This is a genomic window from Runella sp. R5_40 (genome assembly GCF_057652295.1).
Window position 1 is genome coordinate 39,532 of sequence record NZ_JBYFCH010000033.1, and the last position, 26,633, is coordinate 66,164.

At 44.6% G+C, this 26,633-nt stretch carries 25 protein-coding genes and 1 tRNA gene; 13 read left to right on the forward strand and 13 right to left on the reverse strand.

Features of this window, described 5'->3' with window-relative positions; all coding sequences use genetic code 11:
* Window positions 1–164 precede the first annotated feature (164 nt).
* Window positions 165–629 (reverse strand): RidA family protein, encoded by a 465-nt coding sequence (locus tag AC23N5_RS29420; protein WP_028522147.1) that lies wholly within the window; start codon window positions 627–629, stop codon window positions 165–167.
* Window positions 630–663: 34 nt separating this feature from the next.
* Window positions 664–1,455 (reverse strand): acetylglutamate kinase, encoded by a 792-nt coding sequence (gene argB / locus AC23N5_RS29425; RefSeq protein ID WP_487758265.1) that lies wholly within the window; start codon window positions 1,453–1,455, stop codon window positions 664–666.
* Window positions 1,456–1,533: 78 nt separating this feature from the next.
* Here argB and recO point away from each other — a divergent pair, with 78 nt between their 5' ends.
* On the forward strand, window positions 1,534–2,229 hold the full coding sequence (gene recO, locus AC23N5_RS29430) for a DNA repair protein RecO (protein WP_183975183.1): 696 nt from the start codon (window positions 1,534–1,536) through the stop codon (window positions 2,227–2,229).
* 120 nt (window positions 2,230–2,349) lie between these two features.
* Here the strand turns inward: recO and AC23N5_RS29435 are convergent, their stop codons facing one another.
* The gene (locus AC23N5_RS29435) at window positions 2,350–3,078 is read right to left on the reverse strand and encodes a metallophosphoesterase family protein (RefSeq protein ID WP_487758266.1); all 729 of its coding nucleotides are present in this window, start codon (window positions 3,076–3,078) and stop codon (window positions 2,350–2,352) included.
* 11 nt (window positions 3,079–3,089) lie between these two features.
* Window positions 3,090–3,728 carry a DUF4190 domain-containing protein gene (locus tag AC23N5_RS29440; RefSeq protein WP_487758267.1) on the reverse strand — a complete coding sequence of 213 codons (639 nt, stop codon included), beginning with the start codon at window positions 3,726–3,728 and terminating at the stop codon, window positions 3,090–3,092.
* Between the two features lie 353 nt (window positions 3,729–4,081).
* Here AC23N5_RS29440 and AC23N5_RS29445 point away from each other — a divergent pair, with 353 nt between their 5' ends.
* The 5 genes from AC23N5_RS29445 (at window position 4,082) to AC23N5_RS29465 (ending at window position 8,981) form a co-directional block, all read left to right on the forward strand.
* Window positions 4,082–4,264 (forward strand): hypothetical protein, encoded by a 183-nt coding sequence (locus tag AC23N5_RS29445; protein WP_028522143.1) that lies wholly within the window; start codon window positions 4,082–4,084, stop codon window positions 4,262–4,264.
* Between the two features lie 74 nt (window positions 4,265–4,338).
* Window positions 4,339–4,713, forward strand: a complete 375-nt coding sequence (locus AC23N5_RS29450) for a helix-turn-helix domain-containing protein (protein ID WP_487758268.1) — start codon at window positions 4,339–4,341, stop codon at window positions 4,711–4,713.
* Between the two features lie 83 nt (window positions 4,714–4,796).
* On the forward strand, window positions 4,797–6,755 hold the full coding sequence (locus AC23N5_RS29455) for an alpha-1,4-glucan--maltose-1-phosphate maltosyltransferase (RefSeq protein WP_487758269.1): 1,959 nt from the start codon (window positions 4,797–4,799) through the stop codon (window positions 6,753–6,755).
* Window positions 6,756–6,773: 18 nt separating this feature from the next.
* Window positions 6,774–8,192 carry a pyridoxal phosphate-dependent decarboxylase family protein gene (locus AC23N5_RS29460; protein WP_487758270.1) on the forward strand — a complete coding sequence of 473 codons (1,419 nt, stop codon included), beginning with the start codon at window positions 6,774–6,776 and terminating at the stop codon, window positions 8,190–8,192.
* A 54-nt stretch (window positions 8,193–8,246) separates the two neighbouring features.
* Window positions 8,247–8,981 (forward strand): class I SAM-dependent methyltransferase, encoded by a 735-nt coding sequence (locus tag AC23N5_RS29465; protein WP_487758271.1) that lies wholly within the window; start codon window positions 8,247–8,249, stop codon window positions 8,979–8,981.
* Between the two features lie 186 nt (window positions 8,982–9,167).
* On the opposite strand, the gene AC23N5_RS29470 is transcribed toward AC23N5_RS29465, so the two are convergent.
* From AC23N5_RS29470 to AC23N5_RS29485, 4 genes are all read right to left on the reverse strand, one after another.
* A tRNA-Asn gene (locus tag AC23N5_RS29470) sits at window positions 9,168–9,241 on the reverse strand.
* Between the two features lie 129 nt (window positions 9,242–9,370).
* Window positions 9,371–9,646, reverse strand: a complete 276-nt coding sequence (locus AC23N5_RS29475) for a PH domain-containing protein (protein ID WP_028522138.1) — start codon at window positions 9,644–9,646, stop codon at window positions 9,371–9,373.
* A 30-nt stretch (window positions 9,647–9,676) separates the two neighbouring features.
* Window positions 9,677–10,297 carry a 16S rRNA (guanine(527)-N(7))-methyltransferase RsmG gene (gene rsmG / locus AC23N5_RS29480; protein ID WP_487758272.1) on the reverse strand — a complete coding sequence of 207 codons (621 nt, stop codon included), beginning with the start codon at window positions 10,295–10,297 and terminating at the stop codon, window positions 9,677–9,679.
* Window positions 10,298–10,308: 11 nt separating this feature from the next.
* The gene (locus tag AC23N5_RS29485; protein WP_487758273.1) at window positions 10,309–11,484 is read right to left on the reverse strand and encodes a glycosyltransferase; all 1,176 of its coding nucleotides are present in this window, start codon (window positions 11,482–11,484) and stop codon (window positions 10,309–10,311) included.
* Window positions 11,485–11,621: 137 nt separating this feature from the next.
* On the opposite strand from AC23N5_RS29485, the gene tgt reads away from it, so the two are divergent.
* The 4 genes from tgt (at window position 11,622) to glf (ending at window position 17,080) form a co-directional block, all read left to right on the forward strand.
* A complete protein-coding gene (gene tgt, locus AC23N5_RS29490; protein WP_183975164.1) occupies window positions 11,622–12,755 on the forward strand; it encodes a tRNA guanosine(34) transglycosylase Tgt in 1,134 nt (377 codons plus the stop codon).
* A gap of 171 nt (window positions 12,756–12,926) precedes the next feature.
* A complete protein-coding gene (locus AC23N5_RS29495) occupies window positions 12,927–14,438 on the forward strand; it encodes an OmpA family protein (RefSeq protein ID WP_122933911.1) in 1,512 nt (503 codons plus the stop codon).
* Window positions 14,439–14,548: 110 nt separating this feature from the next.
* Complete coding sequence (locus AC23N5_RS29500; RefSeq protein WP_487758274.1) at window positions 14,549–15,838, forward strand: nucleotide sugar dehydrogenase; 1,290 nt, start codon at window positions 14,549–14,551, stop codon at window positions 15,836–15,838.
* Between the two features lie 141 nt (window positions 15,839–15,979).
* A complete protein-coding gene (gene glf / locus AC23N5_RS29505; RefSeq protein ID WP_487758275.1) occupies window positions 15,980–17,080 on the forward strand; it encodes a UDP-galactopyranose mutase in 1,101 nt (366 codons plus the stop codon).
* A 72-nt stretch (window positions 17,081–17,152) separates the two neighbouring features.
* Here the strand turns inward: glf and AC23N5_RS29510 are convergent, their stop codons facing one another.
* Together AC23N5_RS29510 and AC23N5_RS29515 are read right to left on the reverse strand one after the other, a co-directional pair.
* Window positions 17,153–17,434: a GNAT family N-acetyltransferase gene (locus AC23N5_RS29510; protein WP_183975150.1), complete on the reverse strand. Its 282-nt coding sequence runs from the start codon at window positions 17,432–17,434 to the stop codon at window positions 17,153–17,155.
* A gap of 6 nt (window positions 17,435–17,440) precedes the next feature.
* Entirely contained in the window at window positions 17,441–18,772 is a 1,332-nt protein-coding gene (locus AC23N5_RS29515; RefSeq protein ID WP_487758276.1) for a 4Fe-4S dicluster domain-containing protein, read from the reverse strand.
* Between the two features lie 137 nt (window positions 18,773–18,909).
* Between AC23N5_RS29515 and AC23N5_RS29520 the strand changes: the two genes are divergently transcribed.
* The 3 genes from AC23N5_RS29520 (at window position 18,910) to AC23N5_RS29530 (ending at window position 24,814) form a co-directional block, all read left to right on the forward strand.
* Window positions 18,910–22,824, forward strand: coding sequence for an AAA domain-containing protein (locus AC23N5_RS29520; protein ID WP_487758277.1), 3,915 nt, complete (start codon window positions 18,910–18,912; stop codon window positions 22,822–22,824).
* A gap of 77 nt (window positions 22,825–22,901) precedes the next feature.
* On the forward strand, window positions 22,902–24,185 hold the full coding sequence (locus AC23N5_RS29525) for an LVIVD repeat-containing protein (protein ID WP_487758278.1): 1,284 nt from the start codon (window positions 22,902–22,904) through the stop codon (window positions 24,183–24,185).
* Window positions 24,186–24,241: 56 nt separating this feature from the next.
* Window positions 24,242–24,814 (forward strand): hypothetical protein, encoded by a 573-nt coding sequence (locus AC23N5_RS29530; protein WP_487758279.1) that lies wholly within the window; start codon window positions 24,242–24,244, stop codon window positions 24,812–24,814.
* 114 nt (window positions 24,815–24,928) lie between these two features.
* Here the strand turns inward: AC23N5_RS29530 and AC23N5_RS29535 are convergent, their stop codons facing one another.
* The 3 genes from AC23N5_RS29535 to AC23N5_RS29545 form a co-directional block, all read right to left on the reverse strand.
* Window positions 24,929–25,438 (reverse strand): hypothetical protein, encoded by a 510-nt coding sequence (locus AC23N5_RS29535; RefSeq protein WP_487758280.1) that lies wholly within the window; start codon window positions 25,436–25,438, stop codon window positions 24,929–24,931.
* Between the two features lie 78 nt (window positions 25,439–25,516).
* A complete protein-coding gene (locus AC23N5_RS29540) occupies window positions 25,517–26,023 on the reverse strand; it encodes a hypothetical protein (protein ID WP_487758281.1) in 507 nt (168 codons plus the stop codon).
* Between the two features lie 78 nt (window positions 26,024–26,101).
* The coding region (locus AC23N5_RS29545; protein WP_487758282.1) for a hypothetical protein at window positions 26,102–26,633 on the reverse strand (532 nt) is incomplete at its 5' end.

The window sequence follows — 26,633 nt, forward strand, 5'->3', positions numbered from 1 at the left end:
TGTCACCCCGACGAAGGAGGGGGCTAACTCTTTTAAAGGTGTTATCTCAACGACCATCGGGGTTGTGAGCAACCCCGAACACAGCGAGGTTGTGAGTAATCCCGAACACAGCGAGGTTGTGAGTAATCCCGAACACGGCGAGGTTGTGAGCAACCTCGCTCACATTAGTCGGCTAACTCAAAAATAACTTCGATTTCGATGGCGGCCATGCGCGGCAATGAACCCATGCCTACGGCACTCCGCGCGCCTACGCCGCGCTCATCTCCCCAGATTTCAGCGAACAGTTCGCTGCAACCGTTCATGACGTAAGCGTGTTGTTCAAACTCAGGAATGGCGTTAATCATACCCAAGATTTTTACTACTTTATTGATTTTATCGAGGCTACCAAACTGCGAACGAAGCGTCGAAAGAAGTAAATAGCCTGTTTTACGAGCAGCTTCTTTGGCTTCGTCGGCGGTTAAGTCTCTGCCTACTTTTCCCGCAATCAGACTACCGTCAAGTTCCAAGGAGATGTGTCCAGAGATATACGCTAAATTTCCTGTGACAACGACAGGCGTGTAAACACCCCCTTTGGCTGGCGGAGGTGGTAAAGTAATTCCAAGTTTTGCGAGATTTTGTTCGGCAGTCATAAAAAAATAGTATGGTTGTTAGAAATAGTTACTTTTATTCGTTGATGAGTTGGGTTCCTGCACTGCCATCATTGACGGCCGTAGCAAGTTGGTCGGCATGACAAATGGTTACTTTGGCCACGCCATTTTGGAGGGCGGCAAAGGCATTGTCAAGTTTGGGAATCATTCCTTTATTGATTACCCCTTCGGCTTTGTAAGCTTGGTAGGCACTTGGGGCAATTTGAGGAATGACGGCGTCATCGTTGGTAGGGTCAGACAAGACGCCTTTTTTCTCAAAACAATACACCAAGTTTACTTCAAACTGGGCCGCTAAGGCTACTGCCACCGACGAAGCCATGGTATCGGCGTTGGTGTTGAGCATACTTCCCGAAGCAGGGTCGAAGGTCAAAGGGGCAATGATAGGCACCAGGCCACCACGGAGAAAGGCGGACAGTTGGTCGCTATTCACCGCTGCGACGTCGCCCACAAACCCGTAGTCGATTTCTTTTACGGGGCGTTTACGGGCCTTGATAACGGCCGCATCAGCACCCGTGAGCCCAATGGCATTACTGTCTTTTTGTTGGAGTTTTCCAACGATGGTTTTGTTTACCAAACCTCCATAGACCATCGTGACGACGTTCAGCATGGCTTCGTCGGTAATGCGTCGGCCATCGACCATCAAGGTTTCGATGCCTAACTTTTCGGCCACTTGGGTCGCGATTTTGCCGCCACCGTGGATTAATATTTTGTGTTGAGGCAAGCTCGCAAACGACGACAAAAAGCGATCGAGGGCTTCATGATTATCAATGACGTTGCCGCCTATTTTAATTACTAGCAATTTTTCCATAAACTTGACATCTAATTTGGTCGGCAAATTACTGAAATTCCTACGACTCACGCCCCACTATTCGTCAGTATCTCCCTTATGATTCACAAAACCCGTGGCATAGCACTCAATTTCCTTCGTTACCGCGAAACGTCGATTATTGCCAAAATCTACACGGAAGAGTTTGGTATTCAAAGCTATATCGTAAACGGCGTAAGGTCAGCCAAGTCCAAAACCAACCGAATTGCGTTGTTTCAGCCACTGACTTTGCTCGACTTGGTGGTGTACCATAAGAGTAAAGAACAAACCATCCACCGTCTATCCGAAATTAAATGTAGTTTGCCATTTAAAAGTCTCCCGTTTGATTTTGTAAAATCGAGTATTGCGCTTTTTATCACCGAACTTTTGGTTAAAACACTCAGAGAGGAAGAAACTAATAGTCCTTTGTTTGAATTTCTTAGCGAATCCATCACTTATTTGGAAGAAACGACGACGGGATACGAAAATTTTCACCTTCAATTTTTGGCAAAATTTGCGTTTTTTCTAGGTTTTGGACCCGAAACGGTCAAGGAAATTGAGGAGCAACTGGCGGAGAATTTATATCCATATACCCTCGAACCCGAAATGCGAGAGGCAGTACAAGTGTTTATACATTTACCCTACGAAGCCAGAGTCCATTTAGACCGCCTTCAACGTAGCAAATTGCTAGACGCACTCATTTTTTTCTACAAAGTCCACTTGGAAGGGTTAGGAGAAATCAAGTCACTGGATGTCCTTCGGGAGTTGATGCGTTAGTTATTGGGTTTTCGGTTTACTGTTTGTGGTTTTGGGTTTACGGTTTTGGGTTTTTCCAAAAATAAAAACTTCAACCTCTAAACCCCAAACTTACAAACTGTAAACTTACAAACCGACAAACTACTTCTTCCCCCTTCCTTCTTCGCCAGGGTAGAGGGTTTGGACGATGTCGCTTTGCCAGTATTCTTTGGTGGTCGCATCCATTAAGGTGAGTTTTCCGTGAAAAGCGGCGCCTGTATCAATGTTCCAAATGTTGGCACGGTGCATGGGCAAATCAGTGTGGTAATTGAGGGTTGGCGTGTGGCCAATAAAAATTTCTTTGAAGCGCTTAAAACGCTTAGGATAAAGCGTTGAAGAAAGGTTTTTATCCATGCTGACTGCCGTTTCCCACAAGGTACGATCCCAGCAGCAAACGGTTTCATCCTCTTCTTGTTCGGGGCCATACACCGACGTAAAGCCACCGTGTACAAACAAACGGTTTTGAGAATCAATGTAGTAGTATTTCATCTGACTAAAAAAAGCCAAATGAGCCAGCTTTGCTTCAATGTTGTAGCGTTGATAACTTTTGGCCGTGCTACTTCCGCCGTGTAGCAACCAATGGTGCGGGGCAAGGCCCATTTCAAGCCAGCCCTCACACCATAAATCGTGGTTTCCTTTGATGAAAATACAGGGTTGTTTTGACGAAATTTTCATCAAAAAATCAATGACTTGGGCCGATTCGCTCCAGCCATCGACATAATCACCCAAAAAAACGAGCGTATCCTCGGTCGTGACAGTAGCGCGTTGCATTACTTGCTGTAACGCACGTAAACCACCGTGTATGTCACCTATGACCAAGGTTCTTTTCATATAAAATAAGATTAAGCGCCAAAGCCGCTAATCAAAGCCGCAACAAACAAGACGCCAAGAATTAATAACAAGAGTTCGATAAAACCTAGAACAAGTCCTGCAATGGCCCAGCCTCTTCCTCCGAGTTGCCCGTTGCTATGACGAACGCGGCTGAGGCCAATAAAGCCTAGAACAATGGCCGCGACCATTCCAATTAAAAATAGCCAACCCGTGGCAAATAAACCTACTATGCCAAGAATGGCGGCTAGAAATGAGGCGACTGATACCCCGTCGGTTTTAGCGGCTTTGGGTTGTGTATGTTTTAAAACGCCCATTTTTGTGAGCTTACGTTCTACCACTCGCTGGGCTATGCGTTGTTTTAATGATACTTTTTTAGGCTGGAAGGTAGTGCTTGTGGTAGAAGCGACCTCTGTTGAAGCAGCTACTATTTCAGTAGGAGCGACTTCTTCGGGGATGGTTGGAGTACTATCTTCCTGCGGTGCAGAAGCAAGGGCTTCGGAAATTAGTTCAGGGGTATGAGTTTGTACTTGTCCCTTTTGTGGGCTTGAGTGATACTCAAAAGTAGGAGCGGGGATGAAAGTGACGTATGCCCGCTTTTGGCAGGATGCAAGTAGTACAACGAGTGTAAAAAGGTAAAAGAGATTTTTCATTGAGGTTGAAAAGAGTTTAGAAAAATGGGAGATGAATGGTAGCAATTATACGTAAAACCCCCCTTGAATCAAAAAGTAAAATTGTTTCTTTGAGATTAATCAGTGAAAATTTTTTGAGAAGACAATAAAAATGAAACTGGTTAAACCAGCACATAATCAAAAAGTTAAGGGGAATTACTTGCGACTTTTGACCCTTTTTTACGTGCTCTAAAAAGGAAAAGTGTCAAAAAATTGTATTTTTCAAGGAATTAATTTGAACTTTAATAATTTTTTAATTTTTTTTTAAGGAAACCATTGCAAATATTAAAAATGTATTTACCTTTGTAACGGAAACCTTAAAAACATCACAAAAAATGAAAAAGGCATTTGCATTCTTATTTGTTGCTGGTATGATGACTCTAGCAGCATGTGGCGGTAAAACTGAAGAAGCTGCTACTACTGACACTACAGCTGCTGCTGCAGTTGACACTACTGCTGCTGTTGATACTACTGCTGCTGTTGATACTACTGCTGCTGATACTTCAGCTGCGAAATAATTTTCGCCGCAACAAACGAGTACAACAAATGAAAGCTTTGCGAACCTTCGCGAAGCTTTCGTCGTTTTTATAGCATGATGAAAACGATTGCTGAAAAAATCCGACTCCTTCGCCTCGAAAAAGGCTTTTCGCAAGAAAATGTGGCCGACATGCTCGGTATCTCCACCACAGCCTATGGGGATATTGAACGAGCTAAAACCGACTTGACCCTTTCACGGCTTCAAAGTATTGCCCACGTATTTTCGACTTCATTGGGGCATTTAATGGGCGAAGAAGATGCTATTACTTCCCAAATTCAGCAGCTAGAGCTTGAAAAACTGAAAATGGAGAATGAAAAGCTACGCCTTGAAAATCAGCTATTAAAAGAAAAATTGGCAGGAAGAATCATCGTAGATTTACTGCGCGAACGTACGCAAGTACCCGCCGAGCGACAACGGATTGGTTTTTAAGCCAAGAAATAATAAATCCCTACCCCGACGCTTGTTCACGTCGGGGTATTTTTTTAGGTTTAGGGCGTAAAACCAATAAACCTATGATGAATCTCGCCGAAATTGCTGGAAAAAACCGCGTTATCGTTGAAAAAGTAACTCCTGAGCTAGACGGGGGACAGTTTTATATCAAAGCCGTTCCCAACGAAGTGATTCAGGTAGAAGCCGATATTTTTTGTGATGGCCACGATAAAACGGCCGCACGCCTCTGTTTTAAGCATCAATCTGAAAAAAAATGGTCTGAAGTACCCATGCGGTTTGTTAATAACGACCGTTGGGAAGGGCAATTTATCGCCGAAAAAGAAGGAGACTATCTTTATACCATCGAAGCGTGGGTAGATCATCTCGCGTCGTGGGAGCACGAAATTACCCTCAAAATTCGCGATGCGCAGCACGTCAATAGTGAACTGTTGGTGGGGGCGAGTTTGTTGGAAAAAATCGTAAAAAATGCCTCCAAAGAAGATAAAAAAGCGATTCAGGAAGCGATAAAGGCATTTAGAGACGAAAAACGCTACAACGAAGCGGTGCTGTTGGCCATTGGCGAGCAAATGGCCGAATGGATAGAAAAGTACGCGTACCGTGAAAATGTGACTCGGTATAAAGAACTGCGCCTATGGGTTGACCGTCCGAGAGCAGGCTTTTCAACGTGGTATTCGATGTTTCCGCGTTCGGCGGCCAAAGAACCTGGGCAGCACGGAACCTTCCGCGATGTGATAGATTTGTTGCCTCGCATCGAACGTATGGGCTTTGATGTGCTTTATTTGCCGCCCATTCACCCGATTGGGATGCAGTTTCGGAAGGGGAAAAATAACAATGTGTTGTGCCAGCCTAATGAACCAGGGGTTCCGTACGGCATAGGTTCTGAACTGGGGGGGCACGATGCAATTCATCCCGACTTGGGAACACTTGATGATTTTAAAGCCTTGGTAGCGGCGTGTAAAGCCCACGGAATGGAGATTGCGATGGACTTAGCGATTCAGTGTTCACCCGACCACCCGTGGGCCAAAAATCACCCCGAATGGTTTAAGATTCGTCCTGATGGAACGATTCAATATGCCGAAAATCCACCAAAAAAATACCAAGATATTTATCCCATCAATTTTGAAACCGAAGCTTGGGAGAGCTTATGGTTGGAGCTTCGTCGCATTATTTTTGTGTGGGCCGAGTGGGGCGTGCGCATTATTCGGGTGGATAATCCCCACACCAAAGCGTTTGCGTTTTGGGATTGGGTGATTGCTGAAACCAAGAGAAAATATCCCGATATGATATTTTTGGCAGAAGCGTTTACGCGTCCAAAAGTAATGCAGCGATTGGCTAAAGGTGGTTATAATCAGTCTTATACGTACTACACGTGGCGAACATCGAAGGAGGAGCTGATAGCGTACATGACCGAGCTAACGCAAACAGAAATGAAACACTATTTCCGTCCAAATTTCTGGCCAAACACACACGACATCAACCCGCCATTGTTACAGTCAGGACATGAGCCAAATTTCTTGATTCGCTATTTTATGGCCGCAACGCTGTCGTCGAATTACGGAATTTTTGGCCCTACCTATGAATTTATGGTACATGAGGCTTTTCCAGGAAAAGAGGAGTATTGGAATTCCGAAAAATACGAAATCAAACACTGGGATTGGAATCATACCAATAAACTTACCTACGTCATAACGCAAGTAAACCGCGCCCGAAAAGAGAATGCGGCTTTGCAACAAACCAATAATATTACGTTTTGTGACATCAATGACGACCAATTGTTGGCCTATCTCAAAACGCATCCTGATGGCAATCGTATTTTGTGCGTGGTGAATTTGGACGGGTATAACCGTCGAGGTAATACGGTGCGGATTCCGTTGCATAAAATTGGGAAAGCAGGTTGGGAAGATTTCATTGTCCACGATTTGCTAACGGGGTCCAAGTACGTTTGGAAAGGGGAGTATAACTACATCGAACTTGACCCGTATTTGTTACCTTTCCATTTATTCCGAATAGAAGATTTGTAATTTTTTTAACCTAAGTTCATGCGTTTACAACAAGCGTATTCTGCCGAGCATTTTCGGGAAGAAGCCCATCGACTCGTTGACCAGCTCGCGGATTATTTAGCTGCTGCGCAAAGTCAGCAACTTGAGACGGTCATTCCCTACCAGTCGCCCGAGGAAAATTTTCTTTTCTGGCAACAGAATGCTCAAGAAGGCGCAGGGGCGTCGTCCGATTTTTTTGCAGAGGTAATCCAGCGTTCTACCCATTTGCACCATCCACGGTACATGGGGCACCAAGTGTCACCGCCGTTGCCGATGGCAGCCATGGCGGGAATGCTGACCAGCTTGTTGAACAACGGCATGGCGGTCTATGAAATGGGATTGGTGTCCAACCCCCTTGAGCGCATTTTGAGTGAATTGTTGACGCATAAAATTGGCTTTGGGGCGGAGGCCAGCGGGCTATTGACTTCGGGAGGGACGTTGGCGAACCTCACTGCGCTGCTCACCGCTCGCGCTACCCAGACAGAAGTATGGGAAAACGGCCACGAACAACCTTTGGCGGTCTTGGTGTCAGAAGAAGCACATTACTGCATCGACCGCGCGGCAAGAACCATGGGGATGGGAAGTGGCGGTATCATCAAAATTCCGACCAACGCGCGTTTTCAGATGCGAACCGAGTTGTTGGAAGCGTATTACCAAAAAGCGGTTCAAAGTGGCCGAAAAGTGATTGCAGTCGTTGGAAGTGCTTGTTCGACTTCAACAGGCGCTTACGACGACTTAGTAGCCATTGCCGATTTTTGTGAAAAACACCAATTATGGTTCCATGTGGACGGAGCACACGGCGGAGCAGTGGTTTTTTCCGAACGCTATAAACCATTGGTCAAGGGCATTGAGCGAGCCGATTCGGTGGTGATTGATTGGCACAAAATGCTATTAACCCCCGCTTTGGCAACGGCCTTACTCTTTAAGAGAAACCAAGATTCGTTTCAAACATTTCACCAAAAAGCGCAGTATTTGTGGGCAAATCAAGGCGCGCAAGAATGGTTTAACTCAGGTAAGCGAACCTTTGAGTGTACAAAGCTCATGATGAGTGTAAAAATATACGCCATTCTCAAAACCTACGGAGAGGAGATTTTTACTGAAAACGTAGAGACATTACACGACCTTGCCGTTCGTTTTGCGCAACTCGTACACGAACGGCAAGGTTTTGAATTGGCCTTAGCACCCGAAAGCAACATCGTGTGTTTTCGGTTTGTGGGAGAGGGACGCACAGCGGAGCAAATCCAAATGTTGAATGCCGCCATTCGCCAAAAACTGCTGGAAGAAGGAGCTTTTTATATTGTTCAAACAACGCTTCGCGACAAATTGTACTTGCGGGTTTCGTTGATGAACCCCCTGACGACTGAGAACGATTTGACGGCTTTGCTAGACACGATTGAGCGTTTGGCGATGAAAATGTAGGGTAGCTATTGTAAAGAAAGAAAATATTGTTGTATTTTTCTGAAAACCAACGATATGGACGCTAGCTCTTACGACACTATTGCCAACGAATACCGCGATTCGAAGCAATTGGACTTCCGCAAATACATTGAAGAATATACCCTTGAGCAACTGCTTGGTGATGCAACTGCGCTAAACATTCTTGACTTAGCTTGTGGGGAGGGTATCTACACTCGTAAACTTAAAAAACGGGGGGCTGCCACCATTTTGGGCGTGGACCTATCCACTCGGATGATTGAACTCGCGCAAGAAACGGAGGCTAAAGCGCCTTTGGGCTGTGACTATTTGGTGCAAGACGCGCTAACAATGTCATTAGAGCGTCAATTTGATGTGGTGGTGGGCATGTATTTGCTGAATTACGCGCAATCGGCCGATGACTTACACCAGTTTTGCCAAGTAGTGTACGAACATCTTCCGTCTTCGGGTCGATTTGTGGGATTCAATGACAATCCCCACAATGAACTTCAGCATTATCCTAATTATCGCAAGTACGGTTTTGTAAAAGAATCGACTAGCCAACGAAACGAAGGTGATTTTGTGAGGTATCGAATGTTCAATTTAGATGGGACGGAGTTTAGCTTCAATAACTTCTATTTTCATCCCCTTACTTATGAACGTGCTTTTGCCAAGGCAGGTTTTCGGGATTTTCAGTGGCAAGGTCCTTTTTTAGACCCATCACAAGCCTCATCTGACTACTGGTATGAGTTCATGACTCATCCGCCCTTGATTGGTTTCTCGGCGGTGAAATAGGGAGGCAAAATTAGGCTAGATTCAAACAATTCAAAGTTATCTTGGAAATTTTGACGATGAAAAGACCAAGGGTTTCTTGGGATGCTTTGTGGTAAAAGGGATCAAAACCAAAATTTGTGGAGCAACTTGTATTGCACGTAGCAAAAAAAAGCACTTAACATTTCTGCTAAGTGCTTGATTGAGAGGCTCTCGAAGCTGGGCTCGAACCAGCGACCCTCTGATTAACAGTCAGATGCTCTAACCGACTGAGCTATTCGAGAGTTTGACCGTTATCGTTTCCGATTTTGGTGGTGCAAAAGTAGTAGCTTCTGCAATTAGACGCAAGAGTTTTTTGATATTTTTTTGCTGTTTTTTTGATTAAACAGCCTTTTGCTCTTAAAATCAGTCAATTATACACGCTCTAAAATGAGCTCTTTGATGCGTTGGGCATCTCCTTTGGTGAAGTTTTCAATCACAATTTCGGGCCTTGCACGAGGAATAACGCGAATAGTGGCAAAAAACATGCCGCTGTCAATCTCTACGCCTGAAATGTCGCTGTAAAACACAAACTGCTCGGTGCCGCCAATGAGCTTCTTTAATTTGAAGCTTACTCCTTTGTCGGTCAGGTGTACTTCGTTGGGGCGAACAGGGTCTTTGATGCTACTTGATTTGAATATTTCGTTCATTTGGTCATTAAAATTACGGTGTTGACTATGTTAGTTTGGGACGTAAACGATTTTTTTTGTTTCAAAAAAATCTTCCTCAAAAAAGTCTTGTAAGTTGTAGATTTTGTATTTGCGCTTGAGCTCGCTCATTTCTTCGTCTAAATCTCCCCCCTTTAAAGCCAATACGCCGTTGGAGATAGAATGAACGTGGTTGCGACTAATTTTATTTTTGACCCAGCCGTGTAAAGGCGTAATTCGGGCTACAGCACGCGTAACAACAAAATCATAGTCGCTATCGGCTTGTTCGGCGCGGCAGTGTTCGGCACGGACATTGGTGAGGTTAAGCGCTTCCGCCACGGCTTCTACCACTTTTATCTTTTTACCAATGCTGTCAACTAAATGAAATTCGGCTTCTGGAAACATGATGGCCAACGGTATCCCAGGAAAACCACCTCCAGTACCTACGTCTAGGATGTTGGCAAATTCGGCAAATTGTACCACTTTGGCAATCGCCAGCGAATGCAAAACATGGCGCTCATAAAGATTTTCAACGTCTTGCCGTGAGATAACGTTGATTTGGGCGTTCCAAAGAGCGTATAAGTCCTTCAAACGAGCAAAACGGTCGTGTTGAGAAGGAGTGAGTTGGGGAAAATATTTTTCGATGATTTCCATAATCAAATGGCTTACCGCCAGCGTACTTTTTTGCGTCGATTGGTCCACATCACCACCGACATAACGATGTAATAAATAAATAAAACAAAATCCATAAATGGAATCGCAAACCAGCCTACAGATTTGTACAGCTTACGCGAAGCAATTCCTAAAACAATCCATTGGGATAATAGGCGTATTCCAAAAATAGCGGCAATGATAATAATATAGCCTAATTGCAAAGGTGGAAACGATACGCCTCCCCAGATTCCTAAACCAATAAAGAACACCCAACTGAGCACATGTGTTCCCGATAAAACTGATAGCCGAACTTTATTGGGAAATTTGTAGTACTTACTTACGGAGAGGTGGCGTTTCTTTTGCCAGTACCACGCCGCCCAAGTACTTTTGGGAATAGATACCATAAAGGCGTCGGGGTCAAGGCAAACTGCGGTGTTTTGGGCAGTTGCTATTTCGTTCATCAAAAGGTCATCGTCTCCTCCCGTTACCCGCAAGTGGCTATAAAAGCCTTTGTTTTGAAGAAATAGTGACTTACGGTACATCAAATTCCGCCCAACACCCATGTAGGGTTTTCCCGCCAAGGCCAAGGATAGGTACTGAACCGCCACGTAAAATGTTTCAAAGCGAATAAGTCGGTTGAGAAACCCAGGCTGCTTTTCGTAAGGGGAAAAACCTACAACGATTTGTTTGTCCGAAGTCAAACACGCAACCATCCCCTTAATCCACTGGTCGGTGGTAGGGCGACAGTCGGCATCGGTCAATAAAATAATGTCATGTTTGGCACTGCGTATGGCCGTTGTGATGGCGTATTTTTTAGGAGTGACGTGGTCGTATTCCTGCTCAATGTGCAAAAAACGAACACGTTTCCACGCTTGGGCTTCTGTTTCGGCAAAATCAACCGTACCATCCCAAGAGCGATCATCCATGACAATCACTTCATAGTTGGGGTAGTCTTGTTCATTAAGCATTGGGAGCAATGCACGTAAGTTGTCGAGTTCGTTGTGTGCACATACTACGACAGATACCGCAGGAAGCTGGGCAGGGGGCTCGGTAGAGCGCCTAAAGAGCAGTCGTGTAAAAACGCCCAAAACGTAATAAAGCTGAACGACGACCACGGCGCCGAATATGCCTAACGATAGATTAACAACGGGATGTGAAGACCAATCAGGGAAATAAAGTATATCCATGCATTCTCAATAAGTGCGCAAATATAACGGGGTATTTTGGCATACAGAAAGTTGCGGAACTAGATAAACCAATATTGACCTTTATTTTTGCAGAAAAAGTGCACCAAGTGCGCAAAAAATTAATCAAACTAACACGGATGAAATTTGACTTAGTGACCAACGACCCGCATTCAAAAGCCCGCGCGGGGGTTGTGCATACTGACCACGGGGCGATTCAGACGCCTATTTTTATGCCAGTAGGTACGGCGGGAACGGTGAAGGCGGTACACCAACGCGAATTAAAAGAAGACATCAAGGCGCAAATAATTTTGGGGAATACCTACCACTTGTATTTGCGTCCAGGACTGGATATATTGGAAAAAGCAGGAGGGTTACACAAATTTAACGGTTGGGATTTTCCTATTTTGACTGATAGTGGAGGATACCAAGTGTATTCGTTGGCAGGAACGGGGCGTAAGATTACCGAAGAAGGCGTGAAATTTAAGTCGCACATCGACGGGTCTTTGCACTTTTTTACGCCCGAAAGCGTCATGGATATTCAGCGGAGAATCGGAGCCGATATTATCATGGCATTTGACGAATGTACCCCTTACCCGTGTGACTTCTCCTACGCAAGGAAGTCTATGGAAATGACGCATCGCTGGCTGCAACGCTGCTGCGAGCGATTTGATGCTACGGAGTCGATGTATGGTTATAGCCAGACGTTGTTCCCGATTGTTCAGGGAAGTACGTACAAAGACTTGCGACGTCAATCGGCCGAATTTATTGCGAGCATGGGGCGGGAAGGAAACGCCATTGGTGGGTTATCGGTAGGAGAACCCGCCGAAGATATGTACGAAATGACGGAGTTGGTGTGTGATATTTTACCCAAAGACAAACCTCGGTATTTGATGGGGGTAGGAACACCCGAAAATATCTTAGAGTGCATTGCCCTTGGTATCGACATGTTCGACTGTGTGCTTCCTACGCGCAATGCCCGCCACGGTATTTTGTACACCACGCAGGGAGTGATTAATATCCGAAATGAGAAATGGAAGGATGATTTTAGTCCAATTGACGAAACATTGGGCGGTTATGTGAGTTCTTTTTATTCAAAGAGTTACCTTCGCCACCTGATTAAATCGGAAGAAATCTTAGGTTCGCAAATTGCCAGTGTGCACAACCTAACTTTCTACTTGTGGCTTGTGGGTCAGGCTCGTGAGCAAATTTTGGCAGGTACCTTTGCCCAGTGGAAGAACGAAATTTTAAAGAAAATAAACCAGCGGCTTTGAAAATTGGGCAAAAAGAATTTTCTTTAGAAAGCCAAAACATTTTTGAAATAAAAATTGAATCTCTACTTTTGTTGTCGAATTTGGTTCGGAAAGACTATTTTTGCCGTAGTAGAAGTCATTAAGATAAAGATAAACGTATCCCCCTTATTCAACATTACAAAAAGGTTTATTATGAAAAAAGTATTTCTGCTTGTCACGTTCTTAGTGTTGGGAACATGCTTGCTTGAGGCCCAAGCACAGTATAATCCGAAAGCTCCTTATGAAGGTCCCTACAAAATGAACACTTGGTCATTAGGAGTATATGCGGGTCCAAGTCAGTTCTATGGTGACTTGCGTGAGTATGACTTTTGGCCCGTTGGGACGAACAATTTCGATAGCCAGTCGGAACGTGGAACCATGCACGTGGGTCTAACACTTGGCAAACAACTTACCTACCTTTTTGGAGCACGCCTCGATGTAGGTGGAGGTAACCTCAAGGGGATGAAACGCCGTATTTACCAGTCGTACTTCAATGCAAACTATTTCCAAGCGGATGTAGCTGCAACGGTTAACTTGAAAGGGTTGCTCTTTGGCCCTACCAAGATGAAGCGTTGGAAAATGGATGTTTATGGTGGTGCAGGCCAAATTTGGTTCCGTTCAACGGCTTATCAGTTAGGTTCAGGTCGTTTGCAACGTCGTTCGGATGATTCTCCGACTTTGCGTAACAACATCACTGAATTGAACAAAAAAGCTTCTGCTTACACGCAGGAGTGGGTGATTCCTGTAGGGTTCACTACTTCGTATGAACTGACGAAAAACCTTGATTTAGGTTTGGATTTCCGTTTGAACAACGTCAATACTGAAAAATTAGACGCTACCGTGGGCGGTGACCCATCGGCTATCTATGATGGCGGAGAAGGTGGACGTTTGTACCAAGGAGGAACTGCTACCAGTTTCTTAGGAACACCTAAAGGAAATTCGGCGCTTGATAAGTATGGTTTCTTTGCGATTAGCTTGACGTACAAATTGGGTAAAAACCCACTTCGTGTAGAAAAGAAAAATGGCAAATGGGCGTATGATTTTAATGCTTTGGATGCAGGAAAAGGCTTTTACCACTTGCGTTATACCGATCCTAAGTTGTTGGTTAAACCACCAAAAATCCTTTCATTGGCCGAAATCGATTCAATTGCTAAAGCTAATAAGCCAAAAGAAATCGACCCTCGTTTGTTGATAGATACCGACAACGATGGTGTGTCTGATTACTTCGATAAAGAGCCAAATACACCTGCTGGAAGTATCGTAACGGGTGCTGGTCAGAAAATTGATTTCGACAAATACGTGAAAGATGCCCTGCCAGGTATGGCTTGTTCAGAAATCTTTGCCAACGTATTGTTTGATACTGACAAAGCCATCATCAAACCTGAATTCTACGACTTGTTGAACAAAGTAGTAGAGTTGATGAACAAAACACAATGCCGCCTCCAAATGGCTGGTCACGCCGACCGTCGTGCATCTGACCGCTACAATGTAGCCTTGTCTGAGCGCCGCGTAAATGCTGTGAAGCAGTACTTGTCACAGGCAGGATTGAAAGATCCAAACCGCATTGTGGTGGACGCTTACGGTGCATTCAAACCAATCGCTGATAATGGTACAGTAGATGGATTGAAGAAAAACCGTCGCGTTGAATTGAAATTGATGCCATAGACGCACAAAATAGCATAATTTGAAACAGCCCTGGCCCGCAATGTCAGGGCTGTTTCATTTGGTACTCAGTGGAGTAGTATGCTATATTTGTGGATTGATTAAAGAACAAAATGTATCAACAACTCCTCAGGAAAGAAAATCAGATAGCTGTCATTGGTTTGGGGTATGTAGGTTTGCCTATTGCCCTCGAATTTGCGAAGTATTTTCGGGTCATTGGTTTTGACATTAACCATAGCCGTGTTGAGCTGATGCAACGTGGTATTGACCCTTCACAAGAACTAGAGGCGTCGGTGTTTGATGGGAAGGATATTGTTTTTACCTCAAATCTGGAAGATTTGCGGCAAGCCCAATTTTTTGTGGTAGCAGTTCCGACACCCGTTGACGATTATAAAGTTCCTGACTTAAAACCTTTAATTGGCGCATCGCACACCATTGGCAAAGTTCTAAAAAAGGGAGATTATGTGATTTATGAATCAACTGTCTATCCTGGTTGTACGGAGGAAGATTGTTTGCCTATTTTGGAAAAAGAATCTGGGTTGAAACTTGGAGAAGATTTTAAAATAGGCTACTCGCCTGAGCGAATTAACCCAGGAGATAAAGAACGGACTATTGATAAAATTCTGAAAATTGTGTCGGGGAGTGATGCCGAAGCGTTAGAAGAAATTGCCCAAGTCTATGGCCAAATTATTTCAGCAGGTATTTATAAAGCCCCGACAATTAAAGTTGCCGAAGCAGCCAAAGTGATTGAAAATACCCAACGAGATTTGAACATTTCGCTGATGAACGAGTTGGCGATTATCTTTGACCGTATGGGGATAGATACCAAAGATGTGATAGAAGCGGCGGGAACGAAATGGAATTTTATCAAATTTTATCCAGGCCTGGTAGGAGGGCATTGCATTGGTGTTGACCCTTATTATTTGCTTTATAAAGCCAAAAAATTAGGTTACGACCCGCAAGTCATTCACAGTGGGCGTCGTATTAATGACGGAATGCCTGCCTTTATCGCCAAGCGTTTGATACAAATGCTGATTCAGAAAAGTAAGAGCCCCCAAAACGCGAAGGTGCTGGTGATGGGAATTACTTTCAAAGAAAATGTGTCAGACATCCGTAATTCAAAAATAGCGGACTTAATCAAAGAATTGATGAGCTTTTCGGTCAATGTACACATCGTTGACCCGTACGCTTCTCCCAATGAAGTAGCGCACGAATATGGCCTTACGCTGATGGACAAGCCCTCAAACGATTATGATGCGGTGATTGTGTCGGTGGGGCATAATGAATACAAAGTACTGGGTATTGATTACTTTAAACAAATCATGAAAGAAGCGCCCATTCTGATGGATTTGAAAGGAATGTATCGAAATACGGACGAGAAAATAACTTATTGGAGACTTTAACTTCAGTTGATTGCTGGTAGTCCATAGTTGATAGTCCATGGTCCACGGTTGATGGCTTACAGTGATTTTCTGTTGGCTGATGACCACCGACTGTTGACTATCGACCATAGACCATCGAATTAACTGCCAACTTTAAACAAAATGTACGATTATCTAATTGTTGGTGCTGGATTATTTGGAAACGTTTGGGCGCACGAAGCCACTAAACGCGGGAAAAAATGCTTGGTCATTGACCGCCGAAACCACATAGGTGGGAACACTTACTGCGAAAATGTAGAAGGAATCAATGTGCACTACTACGGCGCGCATATTTTCCATACCAACGACAAAGAGATTTGGGACTACGTGAATTCGTTTGTGGAGTTTAATCGCTACACCAATTCGCCCGTTGCTAATTACAACGGGGAGTTGTACAATTTGCCGTTTAATATGAACACCTTTTACCAAATGTGGAAGGTGAAAACGCCTGAAGAAGCAAAAGCTAAAATTCAGGAGCAAATTGAGGCGGCGAATATCAAAGACCCTCAAAACTTGGAAGAACAAGCCATTTCGTTGGTAGGAACAGACATCTACGAAAAACTCATTAAAAGCTATACCGAAAAGCAATGGGGGCGTAAATGCGTGGATTTACCCGCTTTTATCATTAAGCGCTTGCCCGTTCGCTTTACGTTTGACAATAACTACTTCAATGATCGCTACCAAGGAATCCCGATTGGTGGATACAACAAGTTGAACGAAGCCCTGCTGGAAGGAACTGATGTGCGTTTGGGCGTAGATTTTTTTCAGAATCGTGCTGAGCTCGAGGCGTTGGCAAAACAAGTGGTTTATACGGGCCAATTGGATGAGTATTTCGGGTTTCAATTAGGGTATTTGGAGTACCGTAGCTTGCGTTTTGAGCACCAAACGCTGGATACTGCTAACCACCAAGGAAATGCCGTGGTGAACTATACTGACGGCGAAACAGCGTTTACGCGAATCATCGAACACAAGCATTTTGAGTTTGGAACGCAAGAAAAAACGGTGATTACGCACGAATATCCGCAAGAGTGGACGCCAGGGCAGGAGCCTTATTATCCTGTCAATGACGATAAAAACGACCGTTTGTTGAGAGAATACCGCAAATTGGCAGAAGCTGAAACCAATGTAATTTTTGGTGGACGCCTAGCAGAATACCGCTACTACGATATGCACCAAGTGATTGGCTCGGCTTTAGTGAAAGTACGTAAACACTTTGGTGAATAAAACAGGGGTGTTTTACCCAACAAAAAAGCGGAGCAAATACTTGTTCCGCTTTTTTGTTGGACAATTTTCTGATTATAGAAAAGTAAGCTGCTGATATTCGGGGTGGCGTTGGATGTAGGTTTTGATAAACGGACAAAGCACGCGCACTTTTAAATGGTGTTTCTGTGCGTAATCCAATACGTGTTTAGCCAAGCCTGACCCAATCCCTTTCCCCTCCAATGATGGAGGTACTTCGGTATGATAAAAGGTGATTTGCTCATCTTCGGTTTGGGCATAATCGACAAAAGCGACTTGTCCATCAATCCACCATTCAAAGCGGTTTTCTTCGGTATTATTTACAATAGGGACGTTCATTTGTTTTTATTTTAAGTTATCAGCCCAGTTGAAGCGGTCACTTGGTGAAAACTTCCATGGCGCCTGATTAGTTTCAAGGTTGTTAAACATGGCGTTCCATGAGCTAGGTGCTTGGGCTTCGTCCATGATTTTGTAACGGCGCAATTGAAGGATAATGTCCAACGGACTAATAAGAACGGGGCATTCCTGAACGCAGGCGTTGCAGGTTGTGCAGGCCAAAATCTCTTCTTCGGAGATATAACCACCGAGCAGACTTTTGCCATCGTCTTTAAATTCGCCACCGTTGGCCAGCATGATTTTACCTACATCTTCCAAACGGTCGCGGGTATCCATCATGATTTTGCGCGGTGACAGGGCTTTACCTGTCATATTGGCGGGGCAAGAAGATGTGCAGCGCCCGCATTCGGTACACGAATAGGCATCCATCAAGTTTTTCCAACTCAAATCGGTAACGTCTTTTGCGCCAAAACGGCCGATTTCGGCGGGTGCCTCGGTGGCGTCAGGCTGGTCTAAACCGAGCATGATTTTTACCTCTTTGGTGATTTCTGGCATATTTTGCATTTCTCCTTTGGAGGTGAGATTGGCAAAATAGGTATTGGGAAAAGCCAAAAAGATGTGAAGGTGCTTAGAGTAGGTTACGTATAAGGCAAAGGCGAAAATTCCTAAAATATGGAACCACCAAGCCCCCCGTTCAATGGCAATGAGGGCGCCGTCTGATAAACCTGAATATAAAGGCTGCAAAAAAGTACTAAAGAAGAAACCACCTACCAATGGATAATGCTCAGCGCCACGTTCTTGCAATAAGGCATCGGCTGCATTCATGCTCAAAATAGCGAACATCAAGACAATTTCTGTGACTAAAATAACGTTGGCATCCAGCGCAGGAAAACCATTTAATTCGCGGTGGCGCGTAGGTTGTAAGCGTTCTACGTTGGTGACATTGCGGCGAATTAAGAAAATAACGCAAACGGCAAGGACGCCAACGGCCAGAAACTCGAAGAAATTGATAAGTGTGTGGTAAAAACCTCCAAGTACGGGAGCAAACAAACGATGCGTACCCAAAAGTCCATCCAAGACAATTTCAAGCACTTCGAGGTTGATGAGCAAGAACCCCGTATAAACGACAAAGTGCATAATCCCTACAATAGGTCGGTCAAACATTTTCTTTTGGCCAAACGCTACGCGTATCATGGTACTCAGACGTTCGTTGGGGCGGTCAGTGCGGTCGTCGGATTTGCCTAGTTGAATCGTTTTTTTGATGATTCCTACCCGTTTTGACATAAGCCATGCCGTTACTCCTAACGCCACGGCAAAAAGAACTTGTTGAGCTATCTGCATTTCGGTTTTTAGGGTTGATTGTATTTTGTCATATCGTCGGTGGTCTGCAAGCATACCATTGACAAATATCGTGAAAGTTTACTGAACTCAAACAAGGAGGTGTATATTTGTTTTACGCCCTATTTCTCCCTCAAAGAATGAATCTGACTCCTGATATTCTTAAAAAATACCTGCGCCGTTTGACCAATCTGAGCAGTCGAAACCGTTCGTTGTTGTTATCCACTCTTTCGGCTGATCAGTTTTTGGATTGGAAAGCGTTGGATTTTGTGGACAATCGCTCGGCATTTGATGTTTTGAGCGACCTGATTGCCCAGAAAAAAACGGTTCGGTTGGGCCAAGTGATTGACCCGCGTTCGGAAAAAGGCAATGAAGTAAGCAAGCGGTTGCGGAAATTGGCCCGTACGGAGCGATTTATCGAGGAAGAACGTGGTTCGGAAGATTTGTACGTGGGCTATCCGTTTGTGAGAGGAAAATTGATGGATGGTACGGTGATACATGCGCCTTTGGTATATTTTCCCGTAACGCTTCAAAAAAACGAAGAAAACGTCGCTTACTGGGAGCTTCGTCGTCGCCCTGAGCCTACCTTACTCAACCGTAGTTTTTTGTTGGCCTATGGGTATTTTAATCAGGTAACTATCCCCGATGAATTACTGGAAAAAAACCTAGAAGAACTGAGCCGCGACTCGTTGGTGTTTCGGACGGAGTTGTACGAATTGCTCAAAGAAAGTGCACTTAAACTCAACTTCAACCAAGCTATTTTTCAAGATACGTTGCAGTATTTTGATGAATGTTCAAAAGCCGACCTTGAGCTTTTGGAACAAAATGGAGAGCTAAAACTTTACCCTGAGGCAGTTCTGGGGATTTTTCCGCAGGCGGGGAGTTATTTAGCACCCGATTATGAAGCGCTTATTTCGCAAGAGGAAAAACGGGTTGACGATGAGGAGGCAAGTGCTTTTTCGGCTCCAATAAAAGAAGCCAATACGTTCACTGCGTTTCCGCAGGACGCTTCGCAAGAACAGGCGCTGCTGAGGGTAAAGCAGGGGGAGTCGTTGGTGGTAGAAGGGCCGCCAGGGACGGGAAAGTCGCAGTTGATTGCGAACCTCATGACCGATTTTGCTGCACGTGGTAAACGTGTGCTTTTGGTATGTCAGAAACGGGTTGCGTTGGATGTGGTGTACGAACGGCTTCGACAGGTAGGTGTAGCGCCTTTTGCGGCTCTTATTCACGATTTTAAGAACGACCGAGCGGATTTGTACGCCCAACTTGATGCCCAAATTGGCCAAGTCGATGAGTACCAGAAGCAGAATTATGCGTTGGATTCGATTGTGCTAGAAAGGCAATTTTTGCAGGTAAGTCGCTCGATTGAACAGCTTTGTAGTGAGCTCAACGCCTTCAAAGAGGCGCTTTTTGATGCTAATGAATGCGGTTTGTCGCCCAAAGAATTGTACCTCACCAGCTCGTCGCAGGCGGCTAATAGTCCCATTCCTCAATTTCGACAGTTTCGGTTTGACGACCGCTTGGAGACATTCTTACAGAAACTGCGTCGCTTGGAGCAATACCAGCGTTTTTTGCCTTCACCGCATCCTTGGGAAGAACGAGTTGACTTTTCTCGGATTGGTTTTCAGGAAATAACAGAGGTAAAAAATACCATTGAAGAATCCATCCAAACCTACGAATATAACCGAAAATCGACCAGTGAGTGGTTGGGACAAACCTTGAATGCGGCGCATTTACGGCAACTCCATCGGCTAGATACACAAGTAAGAGCATGGCAAGAACGCTTGCAACTGCCCATGAATTGGGATTTTTTTGAGCGTAGCGTTAGCGGAAAAATGACCAAATCGCTCGCACAATGGTTGGCCAAGGCACACAAAAGTGGGCAAAAATTAATGGGAGGGTCAGTTTTAATGGATGAACTTCCAACATCCGAACTGCCCCGTTTTGAACACCGCCTTCAGGCATTGATACAGGCCCGTCAGTCGGTGGTAAAATGGCTTTTTTATTCAGATAAAGACTACTTTCGAGACTTTACGGCATCTCTAGGTCTAACCCTAGAGCTGACTGATTTGTACCAACTGCGTCAACGACTCGAAAATCGAAAAGCACTGGAGCAGTGGGTGGACGAGGTTGAAAATAAGTTAGCGATTGCGATACGAGAGAGAAGTATGAGTCAGACCCTGCTTCGGTGGGAAGAAGTAGTAGCCGCAATGGAGCAAGCGGCACAGCTACAGCTCGAAATGCAACAAAATGCCCCTTTTCTGGAAAATTTGGCTTTAAAAGGAAAAGATGAATGGGCGAGCGTGACAATGCAGTTGTTGACTTTGGCTTCGGAGTTTTCGGGTAAGTACCAACGTTGGCAACGTTATTTGACTCAAGGGCAGTTGTTGCGATTGGAGGAGTCGGCTGCGTACGGAGCAGAACTAAAAAAAGCGCTTGAGTCAAATTTTGATGCTTTGGTAGAAATGGATTCGTTGAAAAATGAATTGTCCGAATCGGAACGAGAAATATACGAAAAGCTGCAAACCGAAACGTCGCATTCGTGGATAGACGTAGTTCAGAATTCGCTACGGCTGGCTTGGTTGGCGCATTTAGAAGAAAAAAATCCCGTGCTTAGGTCGGTTTCATCCTTAAAAATGAGTCAGTGGGAAGAAGAACTTCAGCAGTTGATTGAACAAAAACAGGCGCTGAGTCGGGAGATATTGGGGATGCAGCTTCGTGAGCAAACCTACAAAGAAATTAGCTTTAATCGCTTGCAAAATCGCACAACCTACCGCGAATTGCAGCACCAAGTGACCAAAAAACGGAAGATTTGGCCCGTACGAAAATTGATGGAACACCATGCCGAAGAGGTTTTTCGCTTGGTGCCATGTTGGATGGCATCACCCGAAACTGTTTCGGCCGTTTTTCCACTTAGGCGTGGATTGTTTGATGTGGTGATTTTTGACGAAGCTTCTCAGTGCTATGCTGAGTACGGCATTCCCGCGATTTATCGGGCCAAACAAGCCGTGATTGTGGGCGATAGCAAGCAGTTGGCGCCGTACGATTTGTATCGTGCGCGTTATGAAAACGAAACCGAAGAAGAGCAGGTTGCGTTGGAAGTGGAGTCGTTGTTGGATTTGGCCAAACATTTCTATTCGGATACGTTGCTACAAGGGCATTACCGAAGCCGTTCTTTGGATTTGATTGATTTTTCAAACCAACATTTTTACAAAAATAAACTTCAGTTACTGCCTCATTTTCAGGATATAAACGAAAGCATCCCAGCGATTGAATACGTCAAAGTGGATGGAGTTTGGGAACAAAATCGCAATACGACAGAGGCTGAGAGGGTGGTAGAGTTGGTGAAAATGTTGCAAAACGAACAACCCAACGCGTCGGTGGGTGTGGTGACGTTCAACTATCCACAGCAACAGTTGATTGAACAGCTCCTGCAAGAAACGGTCGAACAAGGCGAGGTAGGATGGAAGAAGTCATTTTTTGTCAAAAACATTGAAAATGTGCAAGGAGACGAGCGCGATATTATTATTTTTTCGGTGGGATACGCACCTGATGCCCGCGGGCGATTTCGTGCTCAATTTGGGAGTTTGAATGCCCGTGGTGGAGAAAATCGGTTGAACGTAGCGGTCACTCGGGCGCGGCAAAAGGTGTATGTGGTGACGAGCATTTGGCCCGACCAACTTCAGGTAGAAATGGCCGTACATTCGGGACCTAAACTGTTGAAGTCGTACTTAGCGTATGCGCTGAATGTGTCTTCGGGAACCTACCGTCCACGGCCACTGGAACTTCATAAACGACCGTCGAGTTGGCTTTTGAAACATCGTTTGCAGCAAACGGCATTGGAAAAGGGGGATACTGTGTTAGAAGAACTTCCTTTTGCGGATTTGACAGTGAAAAAGGGAGAGAGCTACGAAAAAGTTGTTTTGACGGACGATGAGTTGTACCAACAAGCGATTTCGGTCAAAGAATCACATGCTTACATCCCGTTGCTGCTGCGAGCCAAAGGATGGAGTTTTGAGCGCCGTTGGAGCCGTGAGTGGTGGCGAGGAAAGTGATTATTTTATTTGCGTTCCAACGCAATGAAATAGAAAAGCGTCATTGGGGTATAAACACCTTAAACCCCCCGTTTGCCATGAGACGTTTACTTTTACCTATTCTTTTTATTGTTGGCCTTGCGCAATGGTCGTGCACCGACCACTGCACCGAAACGCGTAAGTACAAACGCTTCACGCCCGTAACCATTTCATTGGCCGAAATTCGTCAAGGCGTACGTACCGAAACAGCACATGCCCTAGAAACCCCAGGGAAAATTTACGCCAAAGGAAATTATCTATTTATCAACGAGCAAAAAAAAGGCTTACACATCATTGATAATTCTAACCCTGCCGCGCCCAGAATCATTTCATTCATTACCATTCCTGGAAATGGCGACATGGCCGTCCGTGGGAATGTTTTGTACGCCGATAGCTATTCTGATTTAGTGGCGTTGGATATTTCTAACCCATTGGAAGTGAAAGAAATAAGCCGCCAAAAAGACGTGTTTCAGACGGGTCAATTTGATGGTGCTTGGTGGTCGCTCAACACAACTACGGGCGCGATTCATGACCAAAATATGCAGATTGTTACCGAAACCATTCAAACTAATTGCGAAAATAGCAATGGTTCGTGGTGGGGAGGAACATTTTTTGCGATGGATAGCCGTAGTGCTTCTCTTCAGTCGAGCACTGTTCCTTCCAATTCAAATGCGCAAGGACAGGCAGGCTCAATGGCACGTTTTGCGCTGTATGACAAGTACTTATATACTGTAGGTCAAAGCGATATGCAGCTGTTTGACATTGGCATACCTTCACAGCCCAAGGCTTCAACAAAAATCTCATTGGGTAGGGGTATCGAAACCATTTTCCCCTACCGCGATAAGCTGTTTATTGGTTCTACGACGGGAATGTTTATTTATGATAACAGTAATCCAGAAAACCCGCAGCACCTATCAACCTTCCAACACGCCATGTCGTGCGACCCCGTGGTCGTGACCGATAACCGTGCCTACGTGACGTTGCGGTCGGGTACTACTTGTAATCGTGGGTTAAATCAACTCGACGTGATTGATATTACCGATTTGCGGACTCCTCGCTTGTTGAAATCGTATCCAATGCAAAACCCCCACGGTTTGGGCGTCGATTACCCTAATTTATACTTGTGTGAAGGCACGCACGGACTTAAATCATTGAACATTGCCAATGATTTTGACGTAAAACAACTTCAACACCTGAAAGACATGGACGCGTACGACGTGATTCCATTGTCGAACAAAACGCTTTTGATGATTGGGAAAGATGGACTTTATCAGTTTGACGTTTCAAACGCTTCAGAGCTTCGTCAAATCAGTAAAATTCCTGTAAAACGGGTTGAAATTTAAACCACTTTGCCATGTTGGAAGCATCTAAAATAAATTCTTTGAAAAAATGGTGTAGTGTGCTGATACTCATCTGTACACTAGCGTGTACACTCACCGCATCCGCGCAATTTAAGCCTCATTACGTCAACATGACCGAAGTAGGTGGGTTGTTTGGACGAGTGGTGTACGATATTCCGTGGAGCGTTCCCGTTCAGCAACAAGTCGAAAATCGCCTTAGTTTAACGTTGCAAACGTTTAACGGAGTCCAACTAAAGCCACGTATGGCCGTGGGACTGACAACGGGGTTGGATTGGTACCAATCGGCTTTATTGATGCCCGTTGCCGCAGGCATACGCTACGACTTAGCCAAAAGTAAAAACAACGTGACCTTGTTGGGAATGTTGGATGCGGGTTACGGATTTCAATGGCTTCATGCCGACGCAACGGGCTACAAAACCAACGGCGGAATGATGATTAGCCCAGGGTTAGGCTTAAAATTTGGCTTAAAATCAGGAAGTGCGTTGGTGCTTTCCCTCAGTTACAAGCGTCAACACGCCAAGTCCACCGAGCCTTTGGGCTGGGGTGAAATAGAGAAGTGGGAAAACCGCGTCTATAACCGAATGGCAGTGCGGTTTGGCTTCGTATTTTAAGTGCCAAAGCACAAGTTTGAGTAGTCGCTCGTGTCTCACGAGCGACTACTATTTATCCGATGGCGCGAGCGTCACCGCTCGTGTCGCTTATTCCAAGGCTTCCAGCCGATGCACTCAAAGCCCATCCCATCGAATTTTCACGCCACCCCGCGAATAGGTCGCAAACATGACAGGAGGGTCAAATGATAGCATTGAAACCTCTTTCACTCCACCGCCCGCATCCTTTTCTGTATAACCCCACATCAGGTGTTTCTTCAATTTTTTCGTCATGTGTTTGGGGAATTGCTCATTTCCTTGAAACATACGGCCTACCCCGTTATCAATCAAAAAATAGTAGCCTTTGTGCTCGAATAAGAAAAAGGGCTTGTAATAATCCGTAATCTCTTCAAAAGTGGCAACAGCTTCAAAACGGTAATAAATCGTGTCTTTGACCGCGCCAATAGATACGTGAACCACTTTTTCTTTTTCCTTCTGTACTTTGTCAATGTACTGATTAAAAATGGTGAGCGTAATGCTGTCCTCAATGGTCACTTCCCGAGAAAAGTAAGGTGCTTTACTCTTTTTCTGAGCAAAGGCATTTTGAATCATCAAGAAGCTGATAGAGAGAAAGATAACTATTTTCATGCTGTAAATTGTGTTGATTACCGATGGCGCGAGCGTCACCGCTCGTGTCGCTTATTCCAAGGCTTCCAGCCGATGCACTCAAAGGCCATTCCATTGGACTTTTACGCCGCTCCGCGAATAAGTCGCAGACATGACAGGAGGGTCATAGATTGGCCCTAAATTAATTTCTTGACTACCATCTTTAAGGGTTTTCGTTGTGCTACCTGGTTCCAAATACTTTGCCAGTTTTTTCGCAATATAGTTAGCAAAATGTTGATCTCCTTCAACCAAATTAGCCACTCCACTGGTGATTAATACATAGTAGCCCTTGTGTTGGAGCACAAAAAGAGGTCTAACAATTTCAGAGATTACATCCGAAGTAGCTATGGCCGCAAACTGATAAAAAATAGTGTCCTTTACCACGGTTATAGTCATTTTTAGCACTTTTCTCTCGGGTACTTTTTCGATGTATTGATTAATCAATGACAATGTAATGCTGTCTTTGATTGTCACTTCCCGAGAAAAGTAAGGTGCTTTACTCTTTTTCTGAGCAAAGGCATTTTGAATCATCAATAAACTGATAGAGAGAAAGATAACTATTTTCATGCTGTAAATTGTGTTGATTACCGATGGCGCGAGCGTCACCGCTCGTGTCGCTTATTCCAAGGCTTCCAGCCGATGCACTCAAAGGCCATTCCATTGGACTTTTACGCCGCTCCGCGAATAAGTCGCAGACATGACAGGAGGCTCATAGTTGGAAGTTTTTACTTCTTGAATCCCACCTCCTAAGTCTCTTATAGTTTGACTATGAACCAAGAAACGCTTCAATTTCTTTTTAATGTACTTGACAAAACTTTCATTACCTTTCAACATCATTCCTACTCCATTATCAATCAAAATGTAACACCCTTTGTGTTTCAACATAAAAAATGGGTTGTTGGCTTCAATGATTTCAAACGCATCCACGGCCTCTAATCGGTAAGAAATGCCCTCTATGGCTGAAATGGATAATCTGATTACTCTTTTTTGAGGCACCTTTTCAATATACTCATTAATCAATGTAAGCGTAACGCTGTCCTCAATGGTCACTTCCCGAGAAAAGTAAGGTGCTTTACTCTTTTTCTGAGCAAAGCTATTTTTGTGCTGACCGCTAAATACTGGACACTGGGTTTCCCTTATTTTAGGGAATAGGGATTTGATTAATGGGGTTATTTTT

Bases quoted from the DNA above. Each gene is read 5' to 3' on its own strand.
- AC23N5_RS29420 (WP_028522147.1), bottom strand. From the start codon at position 629: ATGACTGCCGAACAAAATCTCGCAAAACTTGGAATTACTTTACCACCT.
- argB (WP_487758265.1), bottom strand. From the start codon at position 1,455: ATGGAAAAATTGCTAGTAATTAAAATAGGCGGCAACGTCATTGATAAT.
- recO (WP_183975183.1), top strand. From the start codon at position 1,534: ATGATTCACAAAACCCGTGGCATAGCACTCAATTTCCTTCGTTACCGC.
- AC23N5_RS29435 (WP_487758266.1), bottom strand. From the start codon at position 3,078: ATGAAAAGAACCTTGGTCATAGGTGACATACACGGTGGTTTACGTGCG.
- AC23N5_RS29440 (WP_487758267.1), bottom strand. From the start codon at position 3,728: ATGAAAAATCTCTTTTACCTTTTTACACTCGTTGTACTACTTGCATCC.
- AC23N5_RS29445 (WP_028522143.1), top strand. From the start codon at position 4,082: ATGAAAAAGGCATTTGCATTCTTATTTGTTGCTGGTATGATGACTCTA.
- AC23N5_RS29450 (WP_487758268.1), top strand. From the start codon at position 4,339: ATGATGAAAACGATTGCTGAAAAAATCCGACTCCTTCGCCTCGAAAAA.
- AC23N5_RS29455 (WP_487758269.1), top strand. From the start codon at position 4,797: ATGATGAATCTCGCCGAAATTGCTGGAAAAAACCGCGTTATCGTTGAA.
- AC23N5_RS29460 (WP_487758270.1), top strand. From the start codon at position 6,774: ATGCGTTTACAACAAGCGTATTCTGCCGAGCATTTTCGGGAAGAAGCC.
- AC23N5_RS29465 (WP_487758271.1), top strand. From the start codon at position 8,247: ATGGACGCTAGCTCTTACGACACTATTGCCAACGAATACCGCGATTCG.
- AC23N5_RS29475 (WP_028522138.1), bottom strand. From the start codon at position 9,646: ATGAACGAAATATTCAAATCAAGTAGCATCAAAGACCCTGTTCGCCCC.
- rsmG (WP_487758272.1), bottom strand. From the start codon at position 10,297: ATGGAAATCATCGAAAAATATTTTCCCCAACTCACTCCTTCTCAACAC.
- AC23N5_RS29485 (WP_487758273.1), bottom strand. From the start codon at position 11,484: ATGGATATACTTTATTTCCCTGATTGGTCTTCACATCCCGTTGTTAAT.
- tgt (WP_183975164.1), top strand. From the start codon at position 11,622: ATGAAATTTGACTTAGTGACCAACGACCCGCATTCAAAAGCCCGCGCG.
- AC23N5_RS29495 (WP_122933911.1), top strand. From the start codon at position 12,927: ATGAAAAAAGTATTTCTGCTTGTCACGTTCTTAGTGTTGGGAACATGC.
- AC23N5_RS29500 (WP_487758274.1), top strand. From the start codon at position 14,549: ATGTATCAACAACTCCTCAGGAAAGAAAATCAGATAGCTGTCATTGGT.
- glf (WP_487758275.1), top strand. From the start codon at position 15,980: ATGTACGATTATCTAATTGTTGGTGCTGGATTATTTGGAAACGTTTGG.
- AC23N5_RS29510 (WP_183975150.1), bottom strand. From the start codon at position 17,434: ATGAACGTCCCTATTGTAAATAATACCGAAGAAAACCGCTTTGAATGG.
- AC23N5_RS29515 (WP_487758276.1), bottom strand. From the start codon at position 18,772: ATGCAGATAGCTCAACAAGTTCTTTTTGCCGTGGCGTTAGGAGTAACG.
- AC23N5_RS29520 (WP_487758277.1), top strand. From the start codon at position 18,910: ATGAATCTGACTCCTGATATTCTTAAAAAATACCTGCGCCGTTTGACC.
- AC23N5_RS29525 (WP_487758278.1), top strand. From the start codon at position 22,902: ATGAGACGTTTACTTTTACCTATTCTTTTTATTGTTGGCCTTGCGCAA.
- AC23N5_RS29535 (WP_487758280.1), bottom strand. From the start codon at position 25,438: ATGAAAATAGTTATCTTTCTCTCTATCAGCTTCTTGATGATTCAAAAT.
- AC23N5_RS29540 (WP_487758281.1), bottom strand. From the start codon at position 26,023: ATGAAAATAGTTATCTTTCTCTCTATCAGTTTATTGATGATTCAAAAT.